This is a genomic window from Nonomuraea pusilla (genome assembly GCF_900109355.1).
In the GTDB taxonomy this organism is placed as follows: Bacteria; Actinomycetota; Actinomycetes; order Streptosporangiales; family Streptosporangiaceae; genus Nonomuraea; species Nonomuraea pusilla.
The window spans coordinates 1-21211 of record NZ_FOBF01000026.1; the positions used below are offsets into that span (position 1 = coordinate 1).

The window sequence follows — 21211 nt, forward strand, 5'->3', positions numbered from 1 at the left end:
GAGTACCGCGAGGTCGTGCCGCTCACCGACGTGGCCGACGTGATGAAGACCGCGATCGTGGCCATCGAGGACGACCGGTTCTACCAGCACGGCGCCATCGACCTGGAGGGCACGTTCCGGGCCCTGGTGAAGAACTTCGCCAAGGGCGGCGTCGCGCAGGGCGGCTCCAGCATCACCCAGCAGTACGTCAAGCAGGTGCTGCTCAACTCGGCGGTCACCGACAAGGAGAAGGCGAGGGCGCTGGAGGCCAGCTACGCGCGCAAGCTCAAGGAGCTGCGGTACGCGATGGCGGTCGAGGAGAAGTACAGCAAGGACCAGATCCTGGAGAAGTACCTCAACATCGCCTACTTCGGCGCGGGCGCCAACGGCGTCGAGGCCGCCGCCAAGCGCTTCTTCGGCGTCCACGCCAAGGACCTCACGCTGCCGCAGGCCGCCACGCTCGCCGGAGCCGTCCAGGACCCGAACGCCACCGACCCCAACCTCGGCAAGGCCCAGCGCGCCCGGCTGCTGCAGCGCCGCGACGTCGTACTCGACCGCATGGCCCAGCTCGGCAGGATCACGCCCGAGCAGGCGGCCAAGGCCAAGGCCGCCAAGCTCGGCTACAAGGGCACCCCCGTGCCCGGCGGCTGCGGCGCGAGCAAGTACCCCTACTTCTGCCTGTACGTCCGCAGCGAGATCCTGAACAACGCCGCCTTCGGCGCCACCGGCGAGCAGCGCCTCGCCCGGCTGAACCGCGGCGGCCTGACCATCAGCACCACGATCGACCCCAACGCGCAGGCCGCCGCCGACGCCGCCATCAAACGGCACGTCCACGCCTCCGACGCCCCCGTCGCCGCCGAGGCCCTGGTGCAGCCCGGCACCGGGGCGATCAGGGCGATGGCCGCCAGCCGCCCGTACGGCAACTCCAAGCGCAGGCACGAGATGTCGTACAACGTGGTGGCCGACGCCGCCCACGGCGGCGGCGTCGGCTTCCAGGCGGGCTCCACGTTCAAGACGTTCACCCTGATCGCCGCCCTGCAGCAGGGCATGCGGCTCGACGACGGCCTCCAGGCGGGAGCCGGGTACCGGGCGCCCGACTACTCGGCGTTCAGGAACTGCAAGGGCGAACGCGTCGGCGACCCCACCCACACCGTCACCAACGACGAGGGCAGCCCCGGCTGGAAGACGCTGCGCACCGGCACCTGGGCGTCCGTGAACACCTTCTTCATGGTGCTGGAGCAGCGGGTCGGGCTGTGCGCGACGGTCGAGACGGCCCGCTCCCTCGGCGCCCGGCGCGCCGACGGCCGGCCGCTCGCCGAATACGAGACGTTCACGCTCGGCATCAACGAGATGGACCCCGTGACCGTCGCCGCCGCGTACGCCGCCATCGGGGCACGGGGCAGGTACTGCGCGCCCATGGCCATCACCGCCATCACCGACCGCGACGGCAGGACCACCCCGTACCGGCCGCGCTGCCGCCAGGCCCTCGACCCCGAGGTCGCCGACGCCGCCGCCGAGGTGCTGTCGGGCGTGTTCACCCAGGGCACCATGCGGGGGGTCGGCGGCATCGGCCGCGACGCCGCCGGCAAGACCGGCACCACCGACGGGTACGCCACCGCCTGGTTCGCCGGGTTCACACCGGACCTCGCCGGAGCCGTCAGCATCGGCGACCCGCGCGGGTCCACCCGGCACAAGCTCACGGGCGTCACCATCGGCGGCCGGCACCACGGCGCCGTCCAGGGCGCCACCGTCCCCGGCCCCATCTGGAAGGACACCATGCTTGCCGCGCTGCGCGGGGTCCAGCCCTCGCGGTTCACGCCGGTGAACCGCATCCGCTTCGGCGGCTGCTCCACCCACTGCGCCCCCGCCAAGAGCGACGACCCCGCGGCCCCGGACGGCCAAGGGGGTGATCGGGGGGACGACCTGGGGGGTGACTTCGGGGACGGCCCCACCCAGCCCTGACCACACCCGGGCAGGTCTTTCCTGCATCGCCCGCTCAGGCACCCTTCGCCGGGGGTGCGACCCCCGCCCTCTCCTCGGCAGAGGGCTCCTCGGACAGAGGGCGGGGAGTGTCACCAGCCGGGCGGGTACGGCGGGCCGAGGTTCCAGGCGCGCAGGACGCCGTCGTCGGCCGCGGTCAGCGCGATGGCGCGGCCGTCGACGTCGGTCACGGCCGCCGCGCGCACGTCGCGCCACGCGCCGTCCACCGTCGCCAGCTCCGCGCGTTCGCGCAGGTCCCAGATCCTGATCGTCCCGTCGCTGCCTCCGCTGACGGCGATGGGGGAGCCGTCCACGGAGCCGGTGACGACGGCCCTGACGTCGCCGATGTGGCCGCGCAGCGGCGTCCCGAGGCTGCGGCGGGTGCGCAGGTCCCAGACCACGATCTCGCTGTCCTCGCCGTCGCTGCCGCCGATCAGCGCGACCTGGCGGCCCGCGACCGACCCCACCGCCACCGAGCAGATCCCGTCCGTACGCACCGGCACGGCGATCGAGCCGAGCTGCCGGGACCGCTCCAGGTCCCACAGCCGGGCCGTCGAGTCCGTCCCGACCGTGACCGCCACCGGGGTGCCGTCCAGCTCGGTCGTGGCCACCGCCATGACGTCGCCGTCGTGCTCCAGCGCGGCCCCCACCTGCCGGAACGTCCGCAGGTCCCACACCCGGGCGGCGTTGTCGGCGCCGGCGGTGACGGCGACGGGACGGCCGCCCACCCGGGACAAGGCCACGGCACGCACCGCGCCCGCGTGCCCCGTGAACCGCCCCAGCTCCTTCCTGCCGGTGAGGCTCCACAGCCGGGCAGTGCGGTCGTCGCTCGCCGTCACCGCCACGGGTGCGCCGTCGAGCGTGCCCAGCGCGACGGCGTTGACGGCCCCGGTGTGGCCGGTCAGCGCGCCCCCCGACTGGCGGCGCGTACGCAGGTTCCACACGCGCGCCGCCTCGTCGTCGCCGACGCTCACCGCGACGGGGACGCCGCCGAGCGCCCCCGCCGCCACCCCGTGCACCTCGCCGACGTGGCCGTTGAACGCCGCGCCGACCTGCCTGCCGGTGAAGAGGTCCCAGACCCGGACGGCGCGGTCGGCGCCGGTCGACAGCGCGATCGGCCCGCCGTCGGGGTGCCCGGCGGCGACCTCGAACACCTCGCGCCCGTGCCCGGTCAACGGAGAGCCCAGCTGCTCGTGCGTCACGAGATTCCACCGGCGGACGGTGCCGTCGGCGCTGCCGGTGACCGCCACCGGCACCTCGCCGAGCCGTTCCACCGCGATGGACGTGATCACGCCGCGATGCCCGGTCAGCGGACGTCCGAGCTGCTCATGGGTGCGCAGGTCCCAGACCCGCACCTCTTCGTCGTGAGAGGTGAGGACGACGTCCTCGCCCTGCACCCGCGCCAGCGCCACCGGCCCGGCCGCCGCGGCGTCGGTGCGCAGCGGGTCGCCGAGCTGCTTCATCGCGGACAGGTCCCAGACGCGCGCGGTGCCGTCGCTGCTGCTCGTGACGGCCACGGGAGTGTCGCCCGCCAGCCCGGTGGTGACCCCGCCGACGTCGCCGGTGTGCCCGGTGAGCCTGCCCACCGCCTTGCCGGTGTCGAGGTTCCAGACGTGGACGTCGTTCATGTCGCCGACCGCCACCGCGACCGGCGTGTCGCCGACCTGGGCGAGCGCTGCCAGGTAGGCGTACCGGTCCGTGATGGTCCTGCCGACCTGCCGGTACGTGGCGAGGTCCCACATCCGCAGCGAACCGCCGCCGTCGGCCGTGAGCGCCACCCTCGCGCCCCGGTAGTCGCCGAGCGAGATGGACCGCACGGCCACCCGGTGACCGCCGAGCGGGTTGCCGAGCTGCTGCCTGGTGCGCAGGTTCCAGACCCTGGCGAAACCGTCGGTGCCCCCCGTGACGGCCACGGGCACACCGCCGACCTGGCCGGTGGCCACCGGCAGGACGTACCCGGTGTGTCCGGACATCGGCTCGCCGAGCGGGCCGCCGAACGTCACCGCGTGCGGCTGCGTCGGCGGGGCCGGCACCAGCAGGTACGCCACGGTCAGCAGCGACGCCAGGACAGCGCCGCCACCCAGGACAAGCCGCCTCCCCCCGGCCCCCATCCGCTGCCACCGCCGCGCCACCCGCCCCACACCGAACCGCCGCCCCACACCGAACCGGCGGCTCCCAGCGAACCAGCGGCCCGCACCGAACCAGTGGCCCGCAGGGCGCCCCCGCAGCCCCCGCCCCTTGCGCGCACTGAGCCCGCGCCTCTTCAACCCACCCAGCCCGCGCACCTTCGCCCCGCTCGGCCCAAGGCCCTTCCGCTTGTCGGACTCCAGGGACTTCCGCCCGTTCAGCTCGGTGCCCCTGTTCAGCCCGGTGCGCCCGCTCAGCCCAGTGTGGTCGTTCGGCCCGGTGCGCCCGTTTAGCGGGGTGTAGTCGTTCAGGGAGGTGGGCCCGTCCGAGGAAGTACGGCCGTTCACGTCGGTGCGCCCGCTCGACGCGCCGTCCGCGCTCGCCCCAGGCCCAGCGGTGCTGGCCGACCGGCGTCCCCGCAGCCCCCGCGCCCAGGACCGTCCAGGCAACCCGCCACCGGACTCCCCGCGCCCACGAAGCCGACGCGACCCCCGCCGTACGCCCCGGGACTCGGGGCGAGCACCACCGGTCTCCCCCCGAGCACTCGGGACCTGGGTCCCACCCTGATCGCCGTCATCGGAGACCGACGCATCGCCGGCATCGGAGGCTCCGGCGGCCTCGAAGGCATCCGAGGCCCCGGAGACCCCGGATGCCGCGCGGGCCCGGGAGGCCCCGGAGGCGTCGGAGGCAGAGCCGGGAGGGCGCTGCACGTCACAGTCCAGCACAGGGTTCCCAAGGTCCCGCCGCTCCTGAGGGGCCGCCGGGCTGGAAAGGTCGTGTCCGTCCTGGCCGGAGGCTGGGCTGGGGAGGCGGTGTCTGTCCTGGCCGGAGGCTGGGCTGGGGAGGTGGTGGCCGTCCTGGCCGGATGCCGGGCCAGGGGGGTGGCGCAGGTCCTGTTGGGACGGCAGGCCAGGGAGGTGGTGCACGTCCTGTTGGGGTGCCAGGCCAGGGAGGTGGTGGTCGTCCTGGTCGGACGCCCGGCGGGAGAAGTGGCGCATGTCCTGGTCGGACGCCGGGTTGAGGAGGTGGTGGCCGTTCTGGTCAAGTGCCGGGTCGAGGAGGTGGTGGCCGTTTTGGTCGGGCGACGGGTCGGGGGAGGGGTACCAGTTCTGGTCGGAGGTTGGGCTGGGGAGGTGGTGCATGTCCTGGCTGGGTGCAGGGGCCGGGTGGTCGTGGCTGTCGTGGTCGGGCCTCGGGTGCGGGAGGGCGGGCATGTTCTGGCCGGGCGTCGGCTGCCGGAGGTCGTGGTTGTCCTGGCCGGGCGTCTGGTTGGGGAGGGCCTGGGTGTGCCGGTCGAAGAGGGCGTCACCGGGGGGCTGCGAAGGGCGGCGGGCGTGGCGGGGCTGCCCGGTGTGGCGGACGCGGGCGGCGGCACGGCGGCCGCGCCGGGCTCTCCGCATCCACCTGGCACGCCACGCGCCCGGCACCGCCCCGACCGCCTCATCTGGCCCTTCGCCCGGTGCCCGGCCGCCCGCGCTGTGGGGCCTTGCGTCGGGCATGCGTTCGATCGCGCCGTCTGGCCCTTCGCCCGGCGCCTGGCCGCCCGTGCTGTGGGGCCTTGCGTCGGGCATGCGTTCGATCGCGCCGTCTGGCTCTTCGGCCGGGGTCTGGTCGCCTGTGCTGTGGGGCCTTGCGTTGGGCGTGTGTCCGGCCGCCCCGGTCGGCACTTCGCGTGGCGTGTGTCCGGAGGTCCTGTCGGGTGATTCGCCCGGTGCTGGTTCCAGTGTTCTGTCGGGGGTTTCGTGGGGCGTGTGTGCGATTGTTCCGTTGGGCCATGTGCCCGGTGTGGGTTCGGCGGTCCTGTTGCGTGATTCGCCGGGTGCTCGTTCGGTCGTTCCGTCCGGGCCTTCGTTGGGTGTGCGTCCGTGAGTCGTGTTCGGTTCTCGGCCGGACGTGCGTCCTGCCGTTCCTGGGCGGCGTCTGCCGGGTGCGCGGCCCGATGTGCTGGGAGGGGCGGCGGGCAGGGTGAGGAGGGCGAGGTGGATGTCCGAGGCGCGGGGACGTGCGGCCGGGTCGGGCGCGAGGCAGGCCGCGACGAGCGGGTGCAGCGTCGCAGGCAGGGCGTCGATGTCGGCGATCCCGCCGGCCATCCCTGGTGAGGTGGGTCGGTCCTCGGGGAGGTGGGGGTCGGGCCGCTGTGGGGAGCGGGCGGTGGTGGCGGCGAAGAGCAGGGTGGTGGCCCATGCTCGTACGTCGGCCGCCTCCTCCGCAGGCCCGCCGGTCCACTGGTACGGGACGGCCGGCTCGTCCGCAGGCCCGCCGGTCCAGTGGTACGGGAAGCGGTCGGCCGGCTCGTCCGTAGGCCCGCCGGTCCACTGGTGCGGGAAGCGGTCGGCCGGCTCGTCCGTGGGCCGGTCGGATGTCAGGCCGGGGAAGTGGCCGGCTGGGTGGTTGGGGAACCGGTGGGGCGGCTCGTTCGTGGGGCTGGTGGGTGGCTGGGGCAGTGTGCAGGCGGTGCCGGTGAGCCAGGGGCCGTCGGCCGCGAGGCGGATGTTCTCCGGGTTCACCCCGCCGTGGGCGACGCCCGCGCCGTGCAGGCCGGCGAGTGCCCCGGCCGTGGCGATGCCGAGCCGCAGCAGCGCGGCGGCGCCGAGCGGCCCGCCGCGGCCGACCAGCTCCCGCAGGGAGGGCCCGTCGACGTGCTCGCTCACCACGTACGGTGTGCCGTCTTCGACGCCCGCCCCGAGCACCTGGGCCAGGCCCGGCCCTGACGCCCGCCGCGCCGCGAGCGCCCGGCGCAGGAAGCGCTCGCGCGCGCCGGCGCCGAGGACGGCGTGCAGCACCCTGACGGTCACCCGCCTCCCGGCCGCGTCGAGGCCGAGGTAGGAGACGCCCTGCCTGTCGTGGCCGATGGCGCCGAGCAGCAGGTAGCCGCCGATCGTGTCGTGTTCGCCGGGCCGCGGCGGTCGTGCCTCCGCCACATCACCTCCCGTGAGATCGTCCGTACTCAGCGTAGTGGTTCGGGCGTCTCCGTGCGGACCGGGAGCCGGAAGGCCTGGCGGAGCGTGCGGATCGTTATCGGCCGGTGCGTGAAGCGGCGGCCCGTCCGGGGCATCGTGGACGGGGTGACGACCGATGAGACCCGGGACGGGGTGGCGCTCACCAACCTGGGCCAGCCGCTGTTCGACGGCGCCGGCGCGACGAAGCGCGACCTGGTCGACTACCTCGACGCGGTCCGCGACAGGATCCTGCCGGCGCTGCGGGGCCGCCCGCTGTCGGTGGTGCGGGTGCGGCCGGGCCAGGAGCCGTTCATGCAGAAGAACCTGCCGTCGTACGCGCCGTCGTGGATCCGCAGGGTGGGGATGTGGGCGGAAGCGTCGCGCAGGCAGGTGTCGTACGCGCTGTGCGACGACCGGCGGACGCTGCTGTGGTTCGCCAACCAGCGGGCGGTGGAGTACCACCCGGGGCTGGTGCGCGGCGGGGAGCCCACGCATCTGGTGCTCGACCTGGACCCGCCGGAGGGCGCGGGTTTCGACCTGGTGGTGCGGGCGGCGCACCTGGTCCGGCAGGCCCTGGACGACGCGGGCCTCGCGGGCGCGGTGAAGACGAGCGGGGCGAAGGGCGTCCACGTGTTCGTGCCGGTGACGCCGGGGACGGCGATGGACGATCTGGCGGCGGCGACGCGGGCGCTGGGGGCGCGGGCGGAGCGGCTGGATCCGGCGCTCGCGACGACGGCGTTCATCCGGGAGGACCGCCGGGGCAAGGTGTTCGTCGACTCGACGAGGGCGGGCGGCGCGACGGTGGTGGCCGCCTACAGTCCCCGGGTGCGCCCGGGGGTGCCGGTGTCGTTCCCGGTGGCGTGGGAGGACCTCGACCGGGTGGTCCCGGCGGACTTCACCCTCCGTACGGCGCCGGGGCTGCTCGCGGAGCGTGACCCGTGGGCGGAGCTGATGCCCGAGCCGCGGCGGCTCCCGCCGGACCTGGTGGAGGAGGGGCACGCGATCCCGGTGGCGAGGGTGCAGGCGATGCACGAGGGCAAGCGGCGGGCACGGGCCAGGCGCGCCGAGTAGGGGAACGGTCTGGCCGGGTAAAACACGACATTGTCCGGGATTTGTGGCAAGAGCGTGAGGCAATAAGGCTTCCCAGGGATGTCGCGCCGGGTTACGTTCCGATTCGTTGCGGCTCGGGGGGATCTCTCCGCATCCCATTCGCACGTAGGGGAGCCCGTATGCGCAAAACCGTCCTGCCGCTGGCCACGGCATTCTCGCTGGTCCTCGCCGTGTCCGCGCCCGCCGCGGCCACGCCGCCCGGCGAGGTCATCGCCCGGCTGCTCGTCAAGAAGGTCAAGGTCGAGAACGTCAAGCAGCACCTGTCGGCCCTTCAGTCGATCGCCGACGCCAACGGCGGCACCCGCGCCATCGGCACGGCCGGCTACCAGGCGTCCCGCGACTACGTGGCGGGACGGCTGCGCGCCGCCGGCTACCGGGTGAGCCTCCAGCCGATCGACTTCGTGCAGAGCTGGAAGGAGAACGCCCCCGCCACCCTGGAGCTGCCCGGCTCCAAGTCGTGGGCCGCCGGGCAGGACTTCCACACGTTCGAGCCCTCGCCGGCCGGGGACGTGACGGCGCAGGTGCAGGGCGTGGACCTGACGCTTCCTCCCGCCCCCACCCCCAGCTCGACGAGCGGCTGTGAGGAGTCGGACTTCGCCGGGTTCGTGCCCGGGAGGATCGCGCTCATCCAGCGCGGGACCTGCGCGTTCGCCCAGAAGATCCGCAACGCGGGCCGGGCAGGCGCGTCCGGGATCATCGTGTTCAACGAGGGCCAGCCGGGCAGGACGGAATCGTACCCGCTGGACATCGGCGAGTGGCGGGCCAAGGTGCCCATGGTGTTCACCGACCACGCCGTCGGCGCGGAACTGGCCGCGGCGGGCAACCCGACGGTCCACCTCAAGGTCGACTCGACGCTCGTGCTCGGCAAGAGCGACAACGTGATCGCCGAGAGCCGCGCCGGGGACCCGCGCGACGTCGTGATGGTCGGCGCCCACCTGGACAGTGTCCCGGCGGGGCCCGGCATCAACGACAACGGCTCCGGCAGCGCCGCCATCCTGGAGGTGGCCGAGGAGCTGTCGCGCTTCCCGGTGCGCAACCAGGTCCGCTTCGCGTTCTGGGCGGGTGAGGAGGTCGGCCTGCTCGGCTCCGACCAGTACGTCGAGTCGCTCAGCCGGCGCCAGCGCGACCGCATCCGCCTGTACCTGAACTTCGACATGGTCGCCTCGCCCAACTACGCGTACAAGCTGTACGACGGCGACAACTCCGACAACGTGGGCTCCCCGGCCGGCCCGGCCGGGTCGGCGCAGATCGAGAAGCAGCTCGAAGCCTTCTACGACGCCCGCAGCCTGCCGCACAACGGCACCGACTTCGACGGCCGCTCCGACTACGGGGCGTTCATCGCGGCGGGCATCCCGGCGGGCGGCATCTTCACCGGCGCCGAGGGGATCAAGACGGCGGAGGAGGCGGCCCTGTTCGGCGGTACGGCGGGCGCCGCGTACGACGCCTGCTACCACCAGGCGTGCGACACGCTCAACAACATCAACGACACGGCGCTCGACGTCAACGCCGACGCCATCGCCGACTCGACGGCGAGGTTCGCGTTCGACTTGAGCGGCATCCCTGAGCGCGCCTCCCAGGGCTGACTGCACCCCTGAGCGCGCCCCCAGGGCTCACGGCATCCCTGAGCGCGCCCCCAGGGCTCACGGCATCCCTGAGCGCGCCTCCCAGGGCCGCCAGGGCTGACGTCAAGGCCCTCCCGGACGTTCACGGCGAAACCGCCGCCCCAGCCCGTAAGGGTCACGGCGTGGCGGCGGGGACGCGCAGGGCGGCCAGGAGGGCCTTCGGGTCGTCGGCGAAGAAGCGGACGACGGTGACCTCCGCACGGCCGCCCAGCGGGCGGACCGCCACGACCGGCTCGGACAGCTCGACCACCACGTTCGTCTGCGACGCCACGGACACGGTGGCCCGGCCGTCGGACATGTGCACCATGCGGCGTTCGTCGTACGTGCGGGAGAGCCGGGCCGAGACGATGAGCGCGCGGGGGAGCCGCAGGTCGACGTAGGGCCCGTAGCGGACGCGCAGCTCGCCGGCGGTGACGACGTGCGGGCGAGTGGCGCAGGCGGCGGCCAGCCCGACGCCGAACACCACGCCGTACGCGTCGGCGACCAGCACCGCGAGACGCACCGGCGCCGGCACGCCGAACGCGCTCAGCAGGACGTCCATGACGACGGTCTCGACCGCCATGGCGAACACCATGAGCAGGAGCGTGGTGGACTGCTCCCTGGCGTACGAGCAGGCGGTCGCGCCCGGCGGCACGCCGTGCCTGCGCCTGGCCACCCACAGGGCCACGCTCGCCAGGCCCTTCAGCTCGAAGCCCAGCACCCTCCACGCCACCCGCAGCGGCCACGGCGTCATGCGCGCTCCTTCAGCTCGGTCACCATCAGACGGAACACCTCGGCCTGCGCCGGGCTCAGCTCGCCCGACAGCGTCTCCAGCCAGCGCTGGTCGCCGGGCAGGCGGCCGGCGAGGGCCCGCGCCATCTCGTCAGGGAGGTGGGCGGCCAGCTCGGCGGCGAGCGCGGGAACCCGCGGGTCGTCGGCTCCGGCGCCCGAGAGCGCGTCCAGCCGCCGGTACAGCGCGTGCCCCTGGGCCAGCCTGTCCGGCTCGGTCAGCGGGCGCATCAGGGCGAGGACGCGGTCCTGGTCGGCCGGGTCGGCCATGAGGTTCATGAGCATGAGCAGTTCGCGGTCGACGTCCGCGAACCTGGAGCCCTTGGCGTGCAGGTCGCGCAGCACGTCCGCGGCGTCCGACGGCACGACCCAGCCGGGGCGCAGGTCGGCCCGATCCAGCAGCGCCGCGAGCCGCCGCCTGCGCTCCGCGATCGCCTCCTGCTCCCTGGCCAGGTCGGCGTCCAGGTCGAGGAGCACCTCGCGCAGCTCCTTGCCCGCGTCGTCGGCGAGCGCGTCGCGCAGCTCCTCCAGCGACAGGCCCAGCTCGGCCAGCCGCCTGATCCTGGCGAGGACGACCGCGTCGCGCAGCTCGTACTCGCGGTAGCCGTTCGGCCGCCTGGGCGGCTCGGGCAGCAGCCCCACGTGATGGTAGTAACGCACCGTACGGGTCGAGACCCCGACCAGCGCGGCGATCTCGCCGATCCGCATGCCGTCATTAGACACGTTGACGTCGCGTCAAGGTCAATGCGCGGCGTCCCGCCCGGGGTCAGGCGGTGGGTTGCGGTTCGCGGTCTGCCATGAGGTCGTCCACGAAGCGGGTGGTGTGCTCGCCGGCCGCGAACCGGGGATGCGCGAGCAGCAGCGGGATCGTGGTCACGACGCCCGGCCCCTCGACCGCCAACTCGGCCAGGACCCGGTCGGCCCGCGATGGCCTCGTCCCTGGTGGGCGCCCACACGACGAGCCCCGCGATCAGCGAGTCGTACGTGGGCGGCACCACGTCGGCGGCGGACGTCCTGCCGGCGGAAGGGCAGCGCGCCGCCCGCGGCGACCCTGATCTGCTCGCGGACGACGTCCACGCCGGTCAGCATCTCCGTCACGGGGTCGCCTGTCCATCGTGCAGGCGGTGGTGAGCGCGTACGGCGGCGAGGTCGGAGCGCGTTCGGCGCCGGGGGAGGGCGCCACGTTCGAGGTACGCCTGCCGCTGGGCGAGCCTCTACCGCCCTGAGACCGGGGCCCGGGGGCCCTGGCCGGTTCCCTGGAGCGGGGTGATAATCCGCTCAACCGGGACACCAGCCACCGGCACACGAGGAGCCGCGGCGTGAACCACCGCGTGACCGAAGAGGCCATGGTCCGGGCGCTGTACCGGCAGTACGGCGGCCCGCTGACGGCCTTCGCCGTCCGGCTGACCGGCGGCGACCGGCGCTGGGCCGAGGACGTCGTGCAGGAGACCCTGGTACGCGCCTGGCGCAGCCTGGACGGCCTGCGCACCGACTCGGGGTCGCTCATGCCCTGGCTGGCCACGGTCGCCAGGCGGGTCGTCATCGACGACCGCCGTCACGCCTCGCACGCCGCCGTGCCGGGCGGCGCCGGCCTGCCCGACCGCGCGCCGCCCTCCGAGGCGGAGGACGACCGCCTGCTGCGCGAGATCGTCGTGGCCGACGCGATGCTCTCGCTGTCGCCTGCCCACCGGCAGGTCCTGACGGAGACGTACCTGAGGGACCGGTCGCTCAAGGAGACGGCCGACCTGCTCGGCGTCCCCGTGGGCACGGTGAAGTCCCGCGTGTACTACGCGATGCGGGCGTTACGCGTCGCGCTGGAGGAGAGGGGAGTGACCCTCCCGTGACGGGCCCATGACACAGGCGCACCACGAGGACGTCGCGGCGTACGCGCTGGGGCTGCTCGACCCGGCCGAGCGGGAGGAGTTCGCGCGCCACCTTTCCGGCTGCGCCTCCTGCGCCGCCGAGGTCAGGACGTTCGCCTCGATGGGCGAGCTGCTCAGGTACGCCGACCCGGACGGGCTGGAGGCGGCCCCCGCCGACCCCGGTGTCGAGTCGCTGGTCGTCAGGCGGGCGCTGAAGGAGCGGCGCGCCCGCCGCCTGCACCGGGCCTTCGTCTCGGCGGCGGCCTGCGTCGCCGTCGCGGCCGGGGTGTACCTGGCCGTCCACGCCACCGCCTCCGGGCCGAACCCGGACAGCGTCCACGGGCCCGCGCGGGCGCTGCTGCTGACGGGGCGCACGTACACCGGCGCCGACCCGGCGACCGGCGTGTCCGCCGTCGTCGGGCTGGAGGACAAGGGCTGGGGCACGCACGTCGCGCTGGAGCTGAAGGGCGTCAGGGGCCCGCTGCGGTGCCGCCTGCTCGCCGTCGGCGACGACGGCCGCTCGGAGGTGGTGGCGAGCTGGGGCGTGCCGTCCGCCGGCTACGGCGTGCCCGGGGCGCCGGACCCGCTCGTCCTGCACGGCGGCACCAGCCTGCCCGAGGACGAGCTCAACCACTTCAGCGTCGAGACCCTGGACGGCCGCCTCCTCGCCACCGTGCCCGTCTGACCGGCACCGGTCACGCCGTCTTCCCCGCGGCGGCGAAGTGCGTGGTGAACCACTCGCGCGCGTGCTCCGCCACCGCCTCCAGCGTGCCGGGCTCCTCGAACAGGTGGGTCGCCCCCGGCACGATCCGCAGCTCGCACGCGGCCCGCATCCGCCTGCGCGCCTCCTCGTTCAGCTCCAGCACGATCGGGTCGTCGCCGCCGACGATGAGCAGCGTCGGCGCGCGGACCTCCGCCAGGCGGTCCCCGGCCAGGTCGGGCCGCCCGCCCCTGGAGACGACGGCGGCGACGTCGTTGCCCGGCTCGGCCGCCGCCCACAGCGCCGCGGCGGCGCCGGTGCTGGCCCCGAAGTAGCCGACCGGCAGGCCCGTCACGCCCGGCTGCCGGCGCACCCAGGCGCTGCGCTCCAGCAGCCGCCCCGCCAGCAGCCCGATGTCGAAGACGTTGGCCCTGTCGATCTCCTCCTCCGGCGTGAGCAGGTCGAACAGCAGCGTGGCCAGCCCGGCCTCGTTGAGCGCGCCCGCCACGTACCGGTTGCGCGGGCTGTGCCTGCTGCTCCCGCTGCCGTGCACGAACACCACCACCCCCCGAGCCGACTCGGGGACGATCAGGTCGCCGTTCACGAGCCACACCTCCCCCCGCGGCTCCGCTACCCGTGACGGCCCCGCTCTATCCCGCGTTGCCCGCCGTCGATGCGGGGCATAGGGGTACGTCATGGAGAGCGGTGAGAGGCGCGGGCGGCGCCCGGGCCGGTCCCCGCTCGAACGCATCGCGGCGGGGATGCGGCTGGCGCTCGACCAGCTCAGGACCCTCGGGCCGGGCGGCTGGCTGCAGATGGAGAAGGAGGCGTTCGTCCAGACCGCGAAGGTGACGGGGGCCTGCCTGATCGCCTGGTGGCTGGCCGCGGCCGTGCTCAGGGTGGAGCTGCCGGTGCTGGCGCCCATCGGCGTCCTGCTGACCGTGTCCGCGACCGCGTACAGCACCGTCGTCAGGGCCGTTCAGCAGGTCGGCGCGGTGATCGTGGGCGTGACGGCGGCGAGCGGGCTGACCTGGCTGCTCGGCCCCAACAGTCTCACGCTGGCCGTGCTGGTGGTGGCCGGGCTCGTGCTGACGCGGCTGCTCACCCTGCCCGCCCAGAACGTCCAGATCCCCATCACGGCGCTGCTGGTGTTCGCGCTGGGCAACACGTACGGCCTGGAACGGCTGATCGACCTCCTGCTCGGCGCGGGGCTCGGCATCGCCGCCAACCTGCTCGTGTTCCCTCCCCGGTACGTGGAGCAGGCGGCGGGCGAGGTGTGCGCGCTGTCGGAGGAGATGTCCGGGCTGTGCGACGACATGGCGCAGGGGCTGCGCGGCGCGTGGAACGAGGACCAGGCCCGCGACTGGCTGGACCGGGCCCGCGCGCTGGCCCACCGGCTGGAGAGCACCAGGGACGCCGCCGACCAGGCGTCGGAGTCGGTGCGCCTGTCGCTGCGCCGCCACCGTTACAAGCCGCGGCTGCGGCAGGTGGCCGAGGCCGCCACCTGCGTGGACCACGCCTGCCAGCAGGTCAGGGGCATCGCGAGGGGGCTGGTGGACCTCGTCGCGGGCGCGCGCGGCCTGCCGGGTGAGGCGGCGGCGGCCCTGCCCGAGCCGCTGTCGAGGGAGCTGGAGGCGGTCTCCCGGGTGTTCGCCGCGTTCGCCAGGATCCAGGCGGGCGGCGACGGCGCCGACGACGAGGAGCAGCTGCGCGAGCTGCGCGCCGCGCTGCACGCGGGCGAGACGTTCCAGCACCAGCTCGCCGGCGCGCTGGACCCGGCCGACCAGGAGGAGCTGTGGTCCCTGTACGGCGCGCTGCTCGACGACTGCGCCCGCATCCGCCACGAGTTCGACCCCGCGGGCCCCCACCGCGCCGCCTACCCCCGTCCCCAACAGGAGGCGGAGCCGCGCTGAGCCTTCAGGTCTGGGACGTCCGGGGGCGGGGGCAGCCGCGTGGACAGGGCAGGATGCGCAGGCCGGGACGGCCGGGAGGGCCGCCGGTGAGGGTGAGCACCTCGCCCGCGCTGAAGCAGAAGCCGCACAGCCCCGCGGCCTGGACGGCGGGGTGCTCCCAGGCGGGCCGCCGGGCGCGCTCGGCACCGGCCGCCGCCGGCTCGCCGTCTCCGCCGACCTGCCCTTCGCCGAGGCAGACCGGGCAGGCCAGGAAGTGCTCGCCGAGCCGCATGCCCTTGCGGCCTCCGCATTCGGGACAGGTGGCCGGGCCGCTCACCTGCCCCTCCCGGCGGTGTGGCAGGGCCGGATGACAGGCAGCGCCACACGGGACGGAGAGGCGGCGGGCAGGGCCGGGCCGCGGGAAGCGCCGGTGGCGGGCGGGGCCGGGTGAGAAGGGCGGGGGACCGGCGGGCGGGCGCCGTCGTCGCGCTGGGTCACGTCGTGCTCCTTCGGGGGGTTCCTCGGGGGGACGTCTCGGCGGCTCCTTGGGGTCGGGGGCCGTCCTTCCGACTTGTTGCCACCGCCGCGCGCCGCCACACCTGCCGCAGGCGTTTTCCCGTGACCTTCCCGGGGGAGCGGGCTCCCGAGGCTCAGACGTGCGCCGAGTCGGACCTGTCGGGGACGAACCGGTAGCCGACGTTGCGGACGGTGCCGATCAGCGACTCGTACTCGGTGCCCAGCTTGGCGCGCAGCCGCCGGACGTGGACGTCCACCGTCCTGGTGCCGCCGAAGTAGTCGTAGCCCCAGACCTCCTGCAGGAGCTGCGCGCGCGTGAACACCCGCCCCGGGTGCTGCGCGAGGTACTTCAGCAGCTCGAACTCCTTGAACGTGAGGTCGAGCACCCGGCCCCGCAGCCGCGCGGTGTAGGTGGCCTCGTCGATCGACAGGTCGCCGCTGCGGATCTCGTCGGGCACCTCCTCGGCGGCGGCCTGGGAGATGCGGCCGGTGGCCATGCGCAGCCGGGCCTCCACCTCGGCGGGGCCCGCGCCGTCGAGCAGCACGTCGTCGACGCCCCACTCGGCGGTCATCGCGGCCAGGCCGCCCTCGGTGACGATGACGAACAGCGGGCAGTCGATGCCCGTGGTGCGGATCAACCGGCACAGGCTCTTGGCCTGGACGAGCTCCCTGCGCGCGTCGACGAGCACGGCGTCGGCGGGCGGGGCGTCGATGAGCGCGGAGGCCTCGGCGGGCGCGACCCGGACCGAGTGGAGCAGCAGCCCCAGCGCGGGGAGCACCTCGGCCGAGGGCTCAAGTGCGTTGGTCAGCAGGAGCAGGTTGCTCATTACGGCCTCCTCAAACGCGCAAGGACCCGGGGGCTACGTCGCCCAGGTCCTGTACGCGAGGATAGCCCACGCGTATGAGGCGTCCATTGGGCGTCCGCCGGATGAACGGCGGATCTCGTGAAACGACCGTGTTAACCGCGGCGCACAATGGATCGGAGTCGATTGTGAGGTTCGCATGGGCACAGGAAAAATACGGTATTGGGCCGCGGCGAAGGAAGCCGCGGGAGTCGCGGAAGAGCCGTTCGACGCGGCCACTCTCGGCGAATTGATGACGAAAATCACACGCGATCGTGTCGAGCTGGCGCGCGTGGCGAGCCGTTCGTCGTTCCTGGTCGACGGGGCGCCCGTCGGCCGGCGTCCGCACGACGAGGTGCTGCTCGGCGAGGGGGTGACGGTGGAGGTGCTGCCGCCGTTCGCCGGGGGGTGAACGCCCCTTTCATCAGGGAATGAGACAGCCAGTCGATAGGCTGGCAACCCCCTTCTCGCCCAGGGAGCCCCATGCGGAAGCTGATCCTTTTCCTCATCGTGGTCGCCGTCCTCCTCGTCGCCCTCGACCGCGTCGCGGTCGCCGGAGTGGAGCGCGACATCTCGAACAGGATCGCCGCGTCGGCCGATCTCAGCGAACAGCCCACCGTCACGATCGAGGGCATCCCGTTTCTCACCCAGGCGCTTTCCGGGCGTTATCAGGAGGTGCGGTTCGACCTCGGCACGCTGACGTACGGCGGCGTGCCGGTGAAGAACCTGCACGGCTCCGCGTACGACGTCACCGCGCCGCTGGCCGACGTCCTGCAGAACCGGGCCGACATCAGGGCCGGGCGGGTGGCCGTGACCGGCACGCTGACCAGCGCGACGATCGACAAGTTCGCCCCGGAGGGCGTGAAGATCAGGGGGAACGCCAAGGGCCTCACCGCCTCCGGCGAGGTGCCCGTGGGCGCCATGAAGGTGAAGTTCCAGGCCGAGATGGCCGTCGAGGTCACCGACGGCGGCGTCAGGCTGCGGGCCGAGAAGATCGAGGGCGTGCCCGACCAGCTCGCCGGGCTCCTCTCCTACACGATCCCGGTCAAGGGCAAGCTGCCCTTCGGCGCGAAGCTGACCAGGGTGAGGGGCGTCGCCGACGGGCTGGAGATCTCGGCCGAGGCGTCAGACGTGCCGCTCCGTGGATGACGTTGAACCGTCCCGCCCCGGCGTACGTGATGAGGACGTGAGTTCAGCGGGCACCGCCGACGATGAACTCGTGAGGACGCTGTTCGACGAGCACGCCGGCCCGCTGTACGGGTACGTGCTGCGCCTCACGGGGGATTCGGGACGCGCGGAGGACGTCGTGCAGGAGACCCTGCTGCGCGCGTGGAGGCATCCCGACGCGCTGGCCGGGCGCCCCATCCGCGCCTGGTTGTTCACGGTGGCGCGTAACCTCGTGGTGGACCAGCACCGCGCCAGGAAGTCGCGCCCCCAGGAGACCGGCGACGAGGCGCTGGCCGTCATCCCGGCCGACGACGAGCTGGAACGCGCGGTCGAGTCGTGGGCCGTGGCCGAGGCGCTGGCCGCGCTGCGGCCCGAGCACCGCGAGGTGCTCATGGAGGTCTACTACCGGGGGCGATCGGTGAAGGAGGCGTCGGAGACGCTGGGCATTCCGCCAGGCACCGTGAAGTCACGCACCTACTACGCGCTGCGGGCGCTGAAGCTCGCGCTGCAGGAGCGGGGGCTCGCGCCATGATGACCTGCGAGGAGGTGCGCGTCGCGCTGGGCGCGCACGCGCTGGGGGCGCTCGACCCCGACGAGGCACTGGAGGTCGACAACCACCTGGCCACCTGCGAGGAGTGCGGCGCCGAGCTGCTCGACCTCGAAGGCGTGGCCGCGTTCCTGGGGAAGGTGTCGGAGCGCGACGTCGAGCTGGTCTCCAGCCCGCCCAGGCAGGTGCTGGACCGGCTGCTGAACGCCCGCGCCAGGCGCAGCAGGCGCGGACGGCTGCTGCTGGCCGTGGCCGCGTCCGCCGCGGCCGTGGCGGTGGGCGGCGCCGTCTGGACCGCCGCGCGGCCGCCGTCCGGCGGGCAGGCGACCAGCGTCACCGCGCAGGGGCCGATGGCGGACGCGTCCGCCGCGCAGGGCACCGCCCCGCCGGCCGCCGAGTCCTCGGAGGCGGCCTCGGCGTTCGCGGCCGACGGGAACGAGAAGGCGATGACCAAGATGAACGCCGAGCCGTCGCCGTCGGGCAGCGCGACCACCGGGCGCGAGTTCTCGCGGGAGAACGGCGGCTACCGCGCGACCGTCTCCGCCTTCCCCGGCGCGAACGGCACGGAGCTGTCGGTGGGCCTGTCCGGCGTGCCGGTCGGCACGACCTGCCGGCTGGTCGTCGTGGGGGCGTCGGGGCGGCGCGACCTCACCCAGAGCTGGACGGTGACGCGGGAGACGGTCCGCGACAAGAGCGTCTTCCGCCGCCAGACCGACCTGCCGATGTCCGACATCATCCGTTTTGACCTGGTGGACGGTTCGGGCAAGCTGCTCGTCCGCGTCCCGGTGCGTGACGGGAAGTGACGGCCCGGGGAAGGGCGTCGGGGACGTCCGGGGCGGGGCGGGGAAGCAATCCGGGCCTCGCGCGGTTGCACCGGGCGACGATGGGTGTGCGATGACGGGTCTGTGGGTGGCGCTGGCGACGCTGGCGCTCGGTACGGTGATCGGGGTGGTCCGGCTGCGCCGCGACGGACGCGTACGTGACATGGGCCAGGACGCCGACCGGCTCACCCCGGCCGACCTCGGCGCCGGGCTGGGGGAGCGGGCGACGCTCGTGCAGTTCTCGACCGCGTTCTGCCAGCCGTGCCGCGCCACCAGGCGCGTCCTGGCCGACGTGAGCGGCCTCGTCCCCGGGGTGGCGCACGTCGAGATCGACGCCGAGTCCCGGCTCGACCTCGTCCGCAGGCTCGACATCCTGCGCACCCCGACCGTCCTGGTCCTCGACGCCTCGGGAACGATCGTCAAGAAGGCCGCCGGCCTCCCCAGGAAGGCCGACGTCCTCGCCGCCCTGTCCACCGCCCTCCCTGACGGCACGTCGTAGGGCGTTCTCGTCCGTGGACGGTTCGTCTCACCAACCGGACGAGATGTGACAGATGACGAGACGCCGAGTACTGTCTTAGCCATGAACCCTTCGACAGAGCTGCTGACGAAGCGGCGCGCGGTTGATTTCTGCCGCGTCGCCACCGCGCTCTGTCGCGCTGCCTGAGGACGGTCTCGAGCGGACTCCGATCCGCCCCCACCCGACCCTTCAGGAGCATCCCGCGATGCGTGCCGATCCCCGAGCGCTGCGCTTCGGCGCGGCCGTCACCACCTTGGTCCTCGCCCTCGTCCTGGTCATCGGCAGCCCCTGGCTGCTGGCCGTCCAGGCGCTGGCGTTCGCGCTCGGAGTGGTCTGGCGCTCGCCGTACTCGATGCTCTTCAAGGCGTTCGTCAAGAGCGCGCCGAAGGAGACCGAAGATTCCCGCCCGCCACGCTTCGCGCAGGGTGTCGGGCTGGTCTTCGCGGTAGCGGGCCTGATCGGATACGTCGCCGGGATCACGCCGCTGGCCTTCGCGGCCACGGCCGCGGCTCTCCTCGCCGCCTTCCTCAACGCAGCCTTCGGATTCTGCCTTGGCTGCGAGATGTACCTGCTGATCCGCCGTCTACTGCCCGCCGCCAACATGGAGGTTTCCCAATGAGCCGCTCCGCCGCACTGGTGGATGCCGACTGGGTCGAGGCCAACCTCGACACCCCGGGCGTCGTACTCGTCGAGGTCGACGAGGACGTCAGCGCCTACGACAAAGGCCACATCCGTGGCGCCGTGAAGATCGACTGGCAGCAGGACCTCCAGGACCCCGTCCGCCGCGACTTCGTGGACAAGACCGGTTTCGAGGCCCTGCTGTCCGAGCGCGGCATCTCCAACGACGACACCGTCGTCCTGTACGGCGGCAACAACAACTGGTTCGCCGCCTACGCGTACTGGTACTTCAAGCTCTACGGCCACGAGAACGTCAAGCTGCTCGACGGCGGCCGCAAGAAGTGGGAGCTCGACTCCCGCGAGCTGGTCAAGGACGTCGTCGAGCGGCCGAGGACGCAGTACGTCGCCACGGAGCAGGACGCCGCCATCCGCGCCTTCCGCGACGACGTCGTCGACGCCATCGGCAAGCTCAACCTGGTCGACGTCCGCTCGCCCGACGAGTTCACGGGCAAGCTGCTCGCCCCCGCCCACCTGCCGCAGGAGCAGGCGCAGCGCGCGGGCCACGTGCCCACCGCCCGCAACATCCCGTGGTCGAAGGCCGCGAACGACGACGGCACGTTCAAGTCCGACGACGAGCTGCGTTCGCTGTACGCCGCCGCCGGCGTCGACTTCGACAAGGACACCATCGCCTACTGCCGCATCGGCGAGCGCTCGGCGCACACCTGGTTCGTGCTGCACGAGCTTCTCGACCAGGCCAACGTGAAGAACTACGACGGTTCGTGGACCGAGTACGGCTCGCTCGTGGGCGTGCCGATCGAGCTGGGGGAGGCCCGCTGATGACTGCACAGGGTTGCGGAGCGCCGGAGCAGACGATCGCGCTGCCGGCCGGTATCGACCTTTCCAACCAGGCCGTGATCCAGGGCGTGGTGACCGGCACGAGCACCGCGTACGCGCGGCTGCTCGACCACACCGGCGAGTTCACCGGTGAGGTCGTGGTGTCCGACGACGGCGTCTTCCGCTTCTTCGCGGCGCCGGGCGACTGGACCGTCCGCATCATCGCGGGCGGCGGCGTCACCCGCGACGTGCAGGTGGAGGCCAAGCTGGGCGAGGTCTCCCAGCTCGCCGTCGCCGTCTGACATCCAGGCGAGGAACCGGGCCCGCGTCCGCCCAGGACGCGGGCCTTCTTCGTGTCCCGACGCCCCTG

General features: G+C 73.5%; 23 protein-coding genes. 17 read left to right on the plus strand and 6 right to left on the minus strand.

The features are described 5' to 3' along the window. Positions 1–1941 (plus strand): transglycosylase domain-containing protein (locus BMX74_RS36850; RefSeq protein ID WP_143078901.1); only part of this gene is annotated, 1941 nt, incomplete at its 5' end. Between the two features lie 110 nt (positions 1942–2051). Here BMX74_RS36850 and BMX74_RS44535 read toward each other — a convergent pair. Beyond that, positions 2052–7007 carry a WD40 repeat domain-containing serine/threonine-protein kinase gene (locus BMX74_RS44535; protein ID WP_177227652.1) on the minus strand — a complete coding sequence of 1652 codons (4956 nt, stop codon included), beginning with the start codon at positions 7005–7007 and terminating at the stop codon, positions 2052–2054. Positions 7008–7151: 144 nt separating this feature from the next. Between BMX74_RS44535 and BMX74_RS36870 the strand changes: the two genes are divergently transcribed. Next, positions 7152–8096, plus strand: coding sequence for a DNA polymerase domain-containing protein (locus BMX74_RS36870; protein ID WP_091105247.1), 945 nt, complete (start codon positions 7152–7154; stop codon positions 8094–8096). A 158-nt stretch (positions 8097–8254) separates the two neighbouring features. Then, positions 8255–9718: a M28 family metallopeptidase gene (locus BMX74_RS36875; protein WP_055504938.1), complete on the plus strand. Its 1464-nt coding sequence runs from the start codon at positions 8255–8257 to the stop codon at positions 9716–9718. 154 nt (positions 9719–9872) lie between these two features. Here the strand turns inward: BMX74_RS36875 and BMX74_RS36880 are convergent, their stop codons facing one another. Then, entirely contained in the window at positions 9873–10490 is a 618-nt protein-coding gene (locus BMX74_RS36880; protein WP_091105148.1) for a hypothetical protein, read from the minus strand. Beyond that, positions 10487–11233 (minus strand): MerR family transcriptional regulator, encoded by a 747-nt coding sequence (locus tag BMX74_RS36885; RefSeq protein WP_091105150.1) that lies wholly within the window; start codon positions 11231–11233, stop codon positions 10487–10489. The genes BMX74_RS36880 and BMX74_RS36885 overlap by 4 nt, the downstream gene beginning before the upstream one ends. Positions 11234–11452: 219 nt before the next feature. Here BMX74_RS36885 and BMX74_RS44540 point away from each other — a divergent pair, with 219 nt between their 5' ends. The 4 genes from BMX74_RS44540 (at position 11453) to BMX74_RS36900 (ending at position 13072) form a co-directional block, all read left to right on the plus strand. Further along, a complete protein-coding gene (locus BMX74_RS44540; protein ID WP_091105151.1) occupies positions 11453–11656 on the plus strand; it encodes a hypothetical protein in 204 nt (67 codons plus the stop codon). Continuing rightward, positions 11653–11751, plus strand: a complete 99-nt coding sequence (locus BMX74_RS46535) for a hypothetical protein (RefSeq protein WP_337959881.1) — start codon at positions 11653–11655, stop codon at positions 11749–11751. Before BMX74_RS44540 ends, BMX74_RS46535 begins: the two co-directional genes overlap by 4 nt. A 93-nt stretch (positions 11752–11844) precedes the next feature. Beyond that, entirely contained in the window at positions 11845–12369 is a 525-nt protein-coding gene (locus BMX74_RS36895; protein ID WP_434094016.1) for a sigma-70 family RNA polymerase sigma factor, read from the plus strand. A 7-nt stretch (positions 12370–12376) separates the two neighbouring features. Then, positions 12377–13072: an anti-sigma factor family protein gene (locus BMX74_RS36900; RefSeq protein WP_055504942.1), complete on the plus strand. Its 696-nt coding sequence runs from the start codon at positions 12377–12379 to the stop codon at positions 13070–13072. Between the two features lie 10 nt (positions 13073–13082). Here the strand turns inward: BMX74_RS36900 and BMX74_RS36905 are convergent, their stop codons facing one another. After that, on the minus strand, positions 13083–13691 hold the full coding sequence (locus tag BMX74_RS36905; RefSeq protein WP_063792191.1) for a dienelactone hydrolase family protein: 609 nt from the start codon (positions 13689–13691) through the stop codon (positions 13083–13085). A 91-nt stretch (positions 13692–13782) separates the two neighbouring features. Between BMX74_RS36905 and BMX74_RS36910 the strand changes: the two genes are divergently transcribed. Further along, entirely contained in the window at positions 13783–15000 is a 1218-nt protein-coding gene (locus BMX74_RS36910; protein WP_055504944.1) for an FUSC family protein, read from the plus strand. A 4-nt stretch (positions 15001–15004) separates the two neighbouring features. Here BMX74_RS36910 and BMX74_RS36915 read toward each other — a convergent pair whose 3' ends face one another. Together BMX74_RS36915 and BMX74_RS36920 are read right to left on the minus strand one after the other, a co-directional pair. After that, positions 15005–15316, minus strand: coding sequence for a hypothetical protein (locus BMX74_RS36915; RefSeq protein ID WP_143078904.1), 312 nt, complete (start codon positions 15314–15316; stop codon positions 15005–15007). Between the two features lie 313 nt (positions 15317–15629). Next, positions 15630–16322: a response regulator transcription factor gene (locus BMX74_RS36920; protein WP_055504946.1), complete on the minus strand. Its 693-nt coding sequence runs from the start codon at positions 16320–16322 to the stop codon at positions 15630–15632. Between the two features lie 175 nt (positions 16323–16497). Here BMX74_RS36920 and BMX74_RS36925 point away from each other — a divergent pair, with 175 nt between their 5' ends. From BMX74_RS36925 to BMX74_RS36960, 9 genes are all read left to right on the plus strand, one after another. Beyond that, on the plus strand, positions 16498–16749 hold the full coding sequence (locus BMX74_RS36925; RefSeq protein WP_055504947.1) for a MoaD/ThiS family protein: 252 nt from the start codon (positions 16498–16500) through the stop codon (positions 16747–16749). Positions 16750–16820: 71 nt separating this feature from the next. Further along, the gene (locus BMX74_RS36930; protein ID WP_055504948.1) at positions 16821–17486 is read left to right on the plus strand and encodes an LmeA family phospholipid-binding protein; all 666 of its coding nucleotides are present in this window, start codon (positions 16821–16823) and stop codon (positions 17484–17486) included. Between the two features lie 37 nt (positions 17487–17523). After that, entirely contained in the window at positions 17524–18036 is a 513-nt protein-coding gene (locus BMX74_RS36935) for a sigma-70 family RNA polymerase sigma factor (RefSeq protein WP_091105152.1), read from the plus strand. Then, positions 18033–18854: an anti-sigma factor family protein gene (locus BMX74_RS36940; RefSeq protein ID WP_091105154.1), complete on the plus strand. Its 822-nt coding sequence runs from the start codon at positions 18033–18035 to the stop codon at positions 18852–18854. The genes BMX74_RS36935 and BMX74_RS36940 overlap by 4 nt, the downstream gene beginning before the upstream one ends. A gap of 91 nt (positions 18855–18945) precedes the next feature. After that, positions 18946–19371, plus strand: coding sequence for a thioredoxin family protein (locus tag BMX74_RS36945; protein WP_055504951.1), 426 nt, complete (start codon positions 18946–18948; stop codon positions 19369–19371). A gap of 81 nt (positions 19372–19452) precedes the next feature. Then, on the plus strand, positions 19453–19536 hold the full coding sequence (locus BMX74_RS46795; protein ID WP_350668905.1) for a putative leader peptide: 84 nt from the start codon (positions 19453–19455) through the stop codon (positions 19534–19536). 58 nt (positions 19537–19594) lie between these two features. Beyond that, positions 19595–20008 (plus strand): DUF4395 domain-containing protein, encoded by a 414-nt coding sequence (locus BMX74_RS36950; RefSeq protein WP_055504952.1) that lies wholly within the window; start codon positions 19595–19597, stop codon positions 20006–20008. Beyond that, positions 20005–20844, plus strand: a complete 840-nt coding sequence (locus tag BMX74_RS36955; RefSeq protein ID WP_055504953.1) for a sulfurtransferase — start codon at positions 20005–20007, stop codon at positions 20842–20844. The genes BMX74_RS36950 and BMX74_RS36955 overlap by 4 nt, the downstream gene beginning before the upstream one ends. After that, positions 20844–21143, plus strand: coding sequence for a DUF1416 domain-containing protein (locus BMX74_RS36960; RefSeq protein ID WP_055504954.1), 300 nt, complete (start codon positions 20844–20846; stop codon positions 21141–21143). Before BMX74_RS36955 ends, BMX74_RS36960 begins: the two co-directional genes overlap by 1 nt. Positions 21144–21211: the final 68 nt, after the last annotated feature.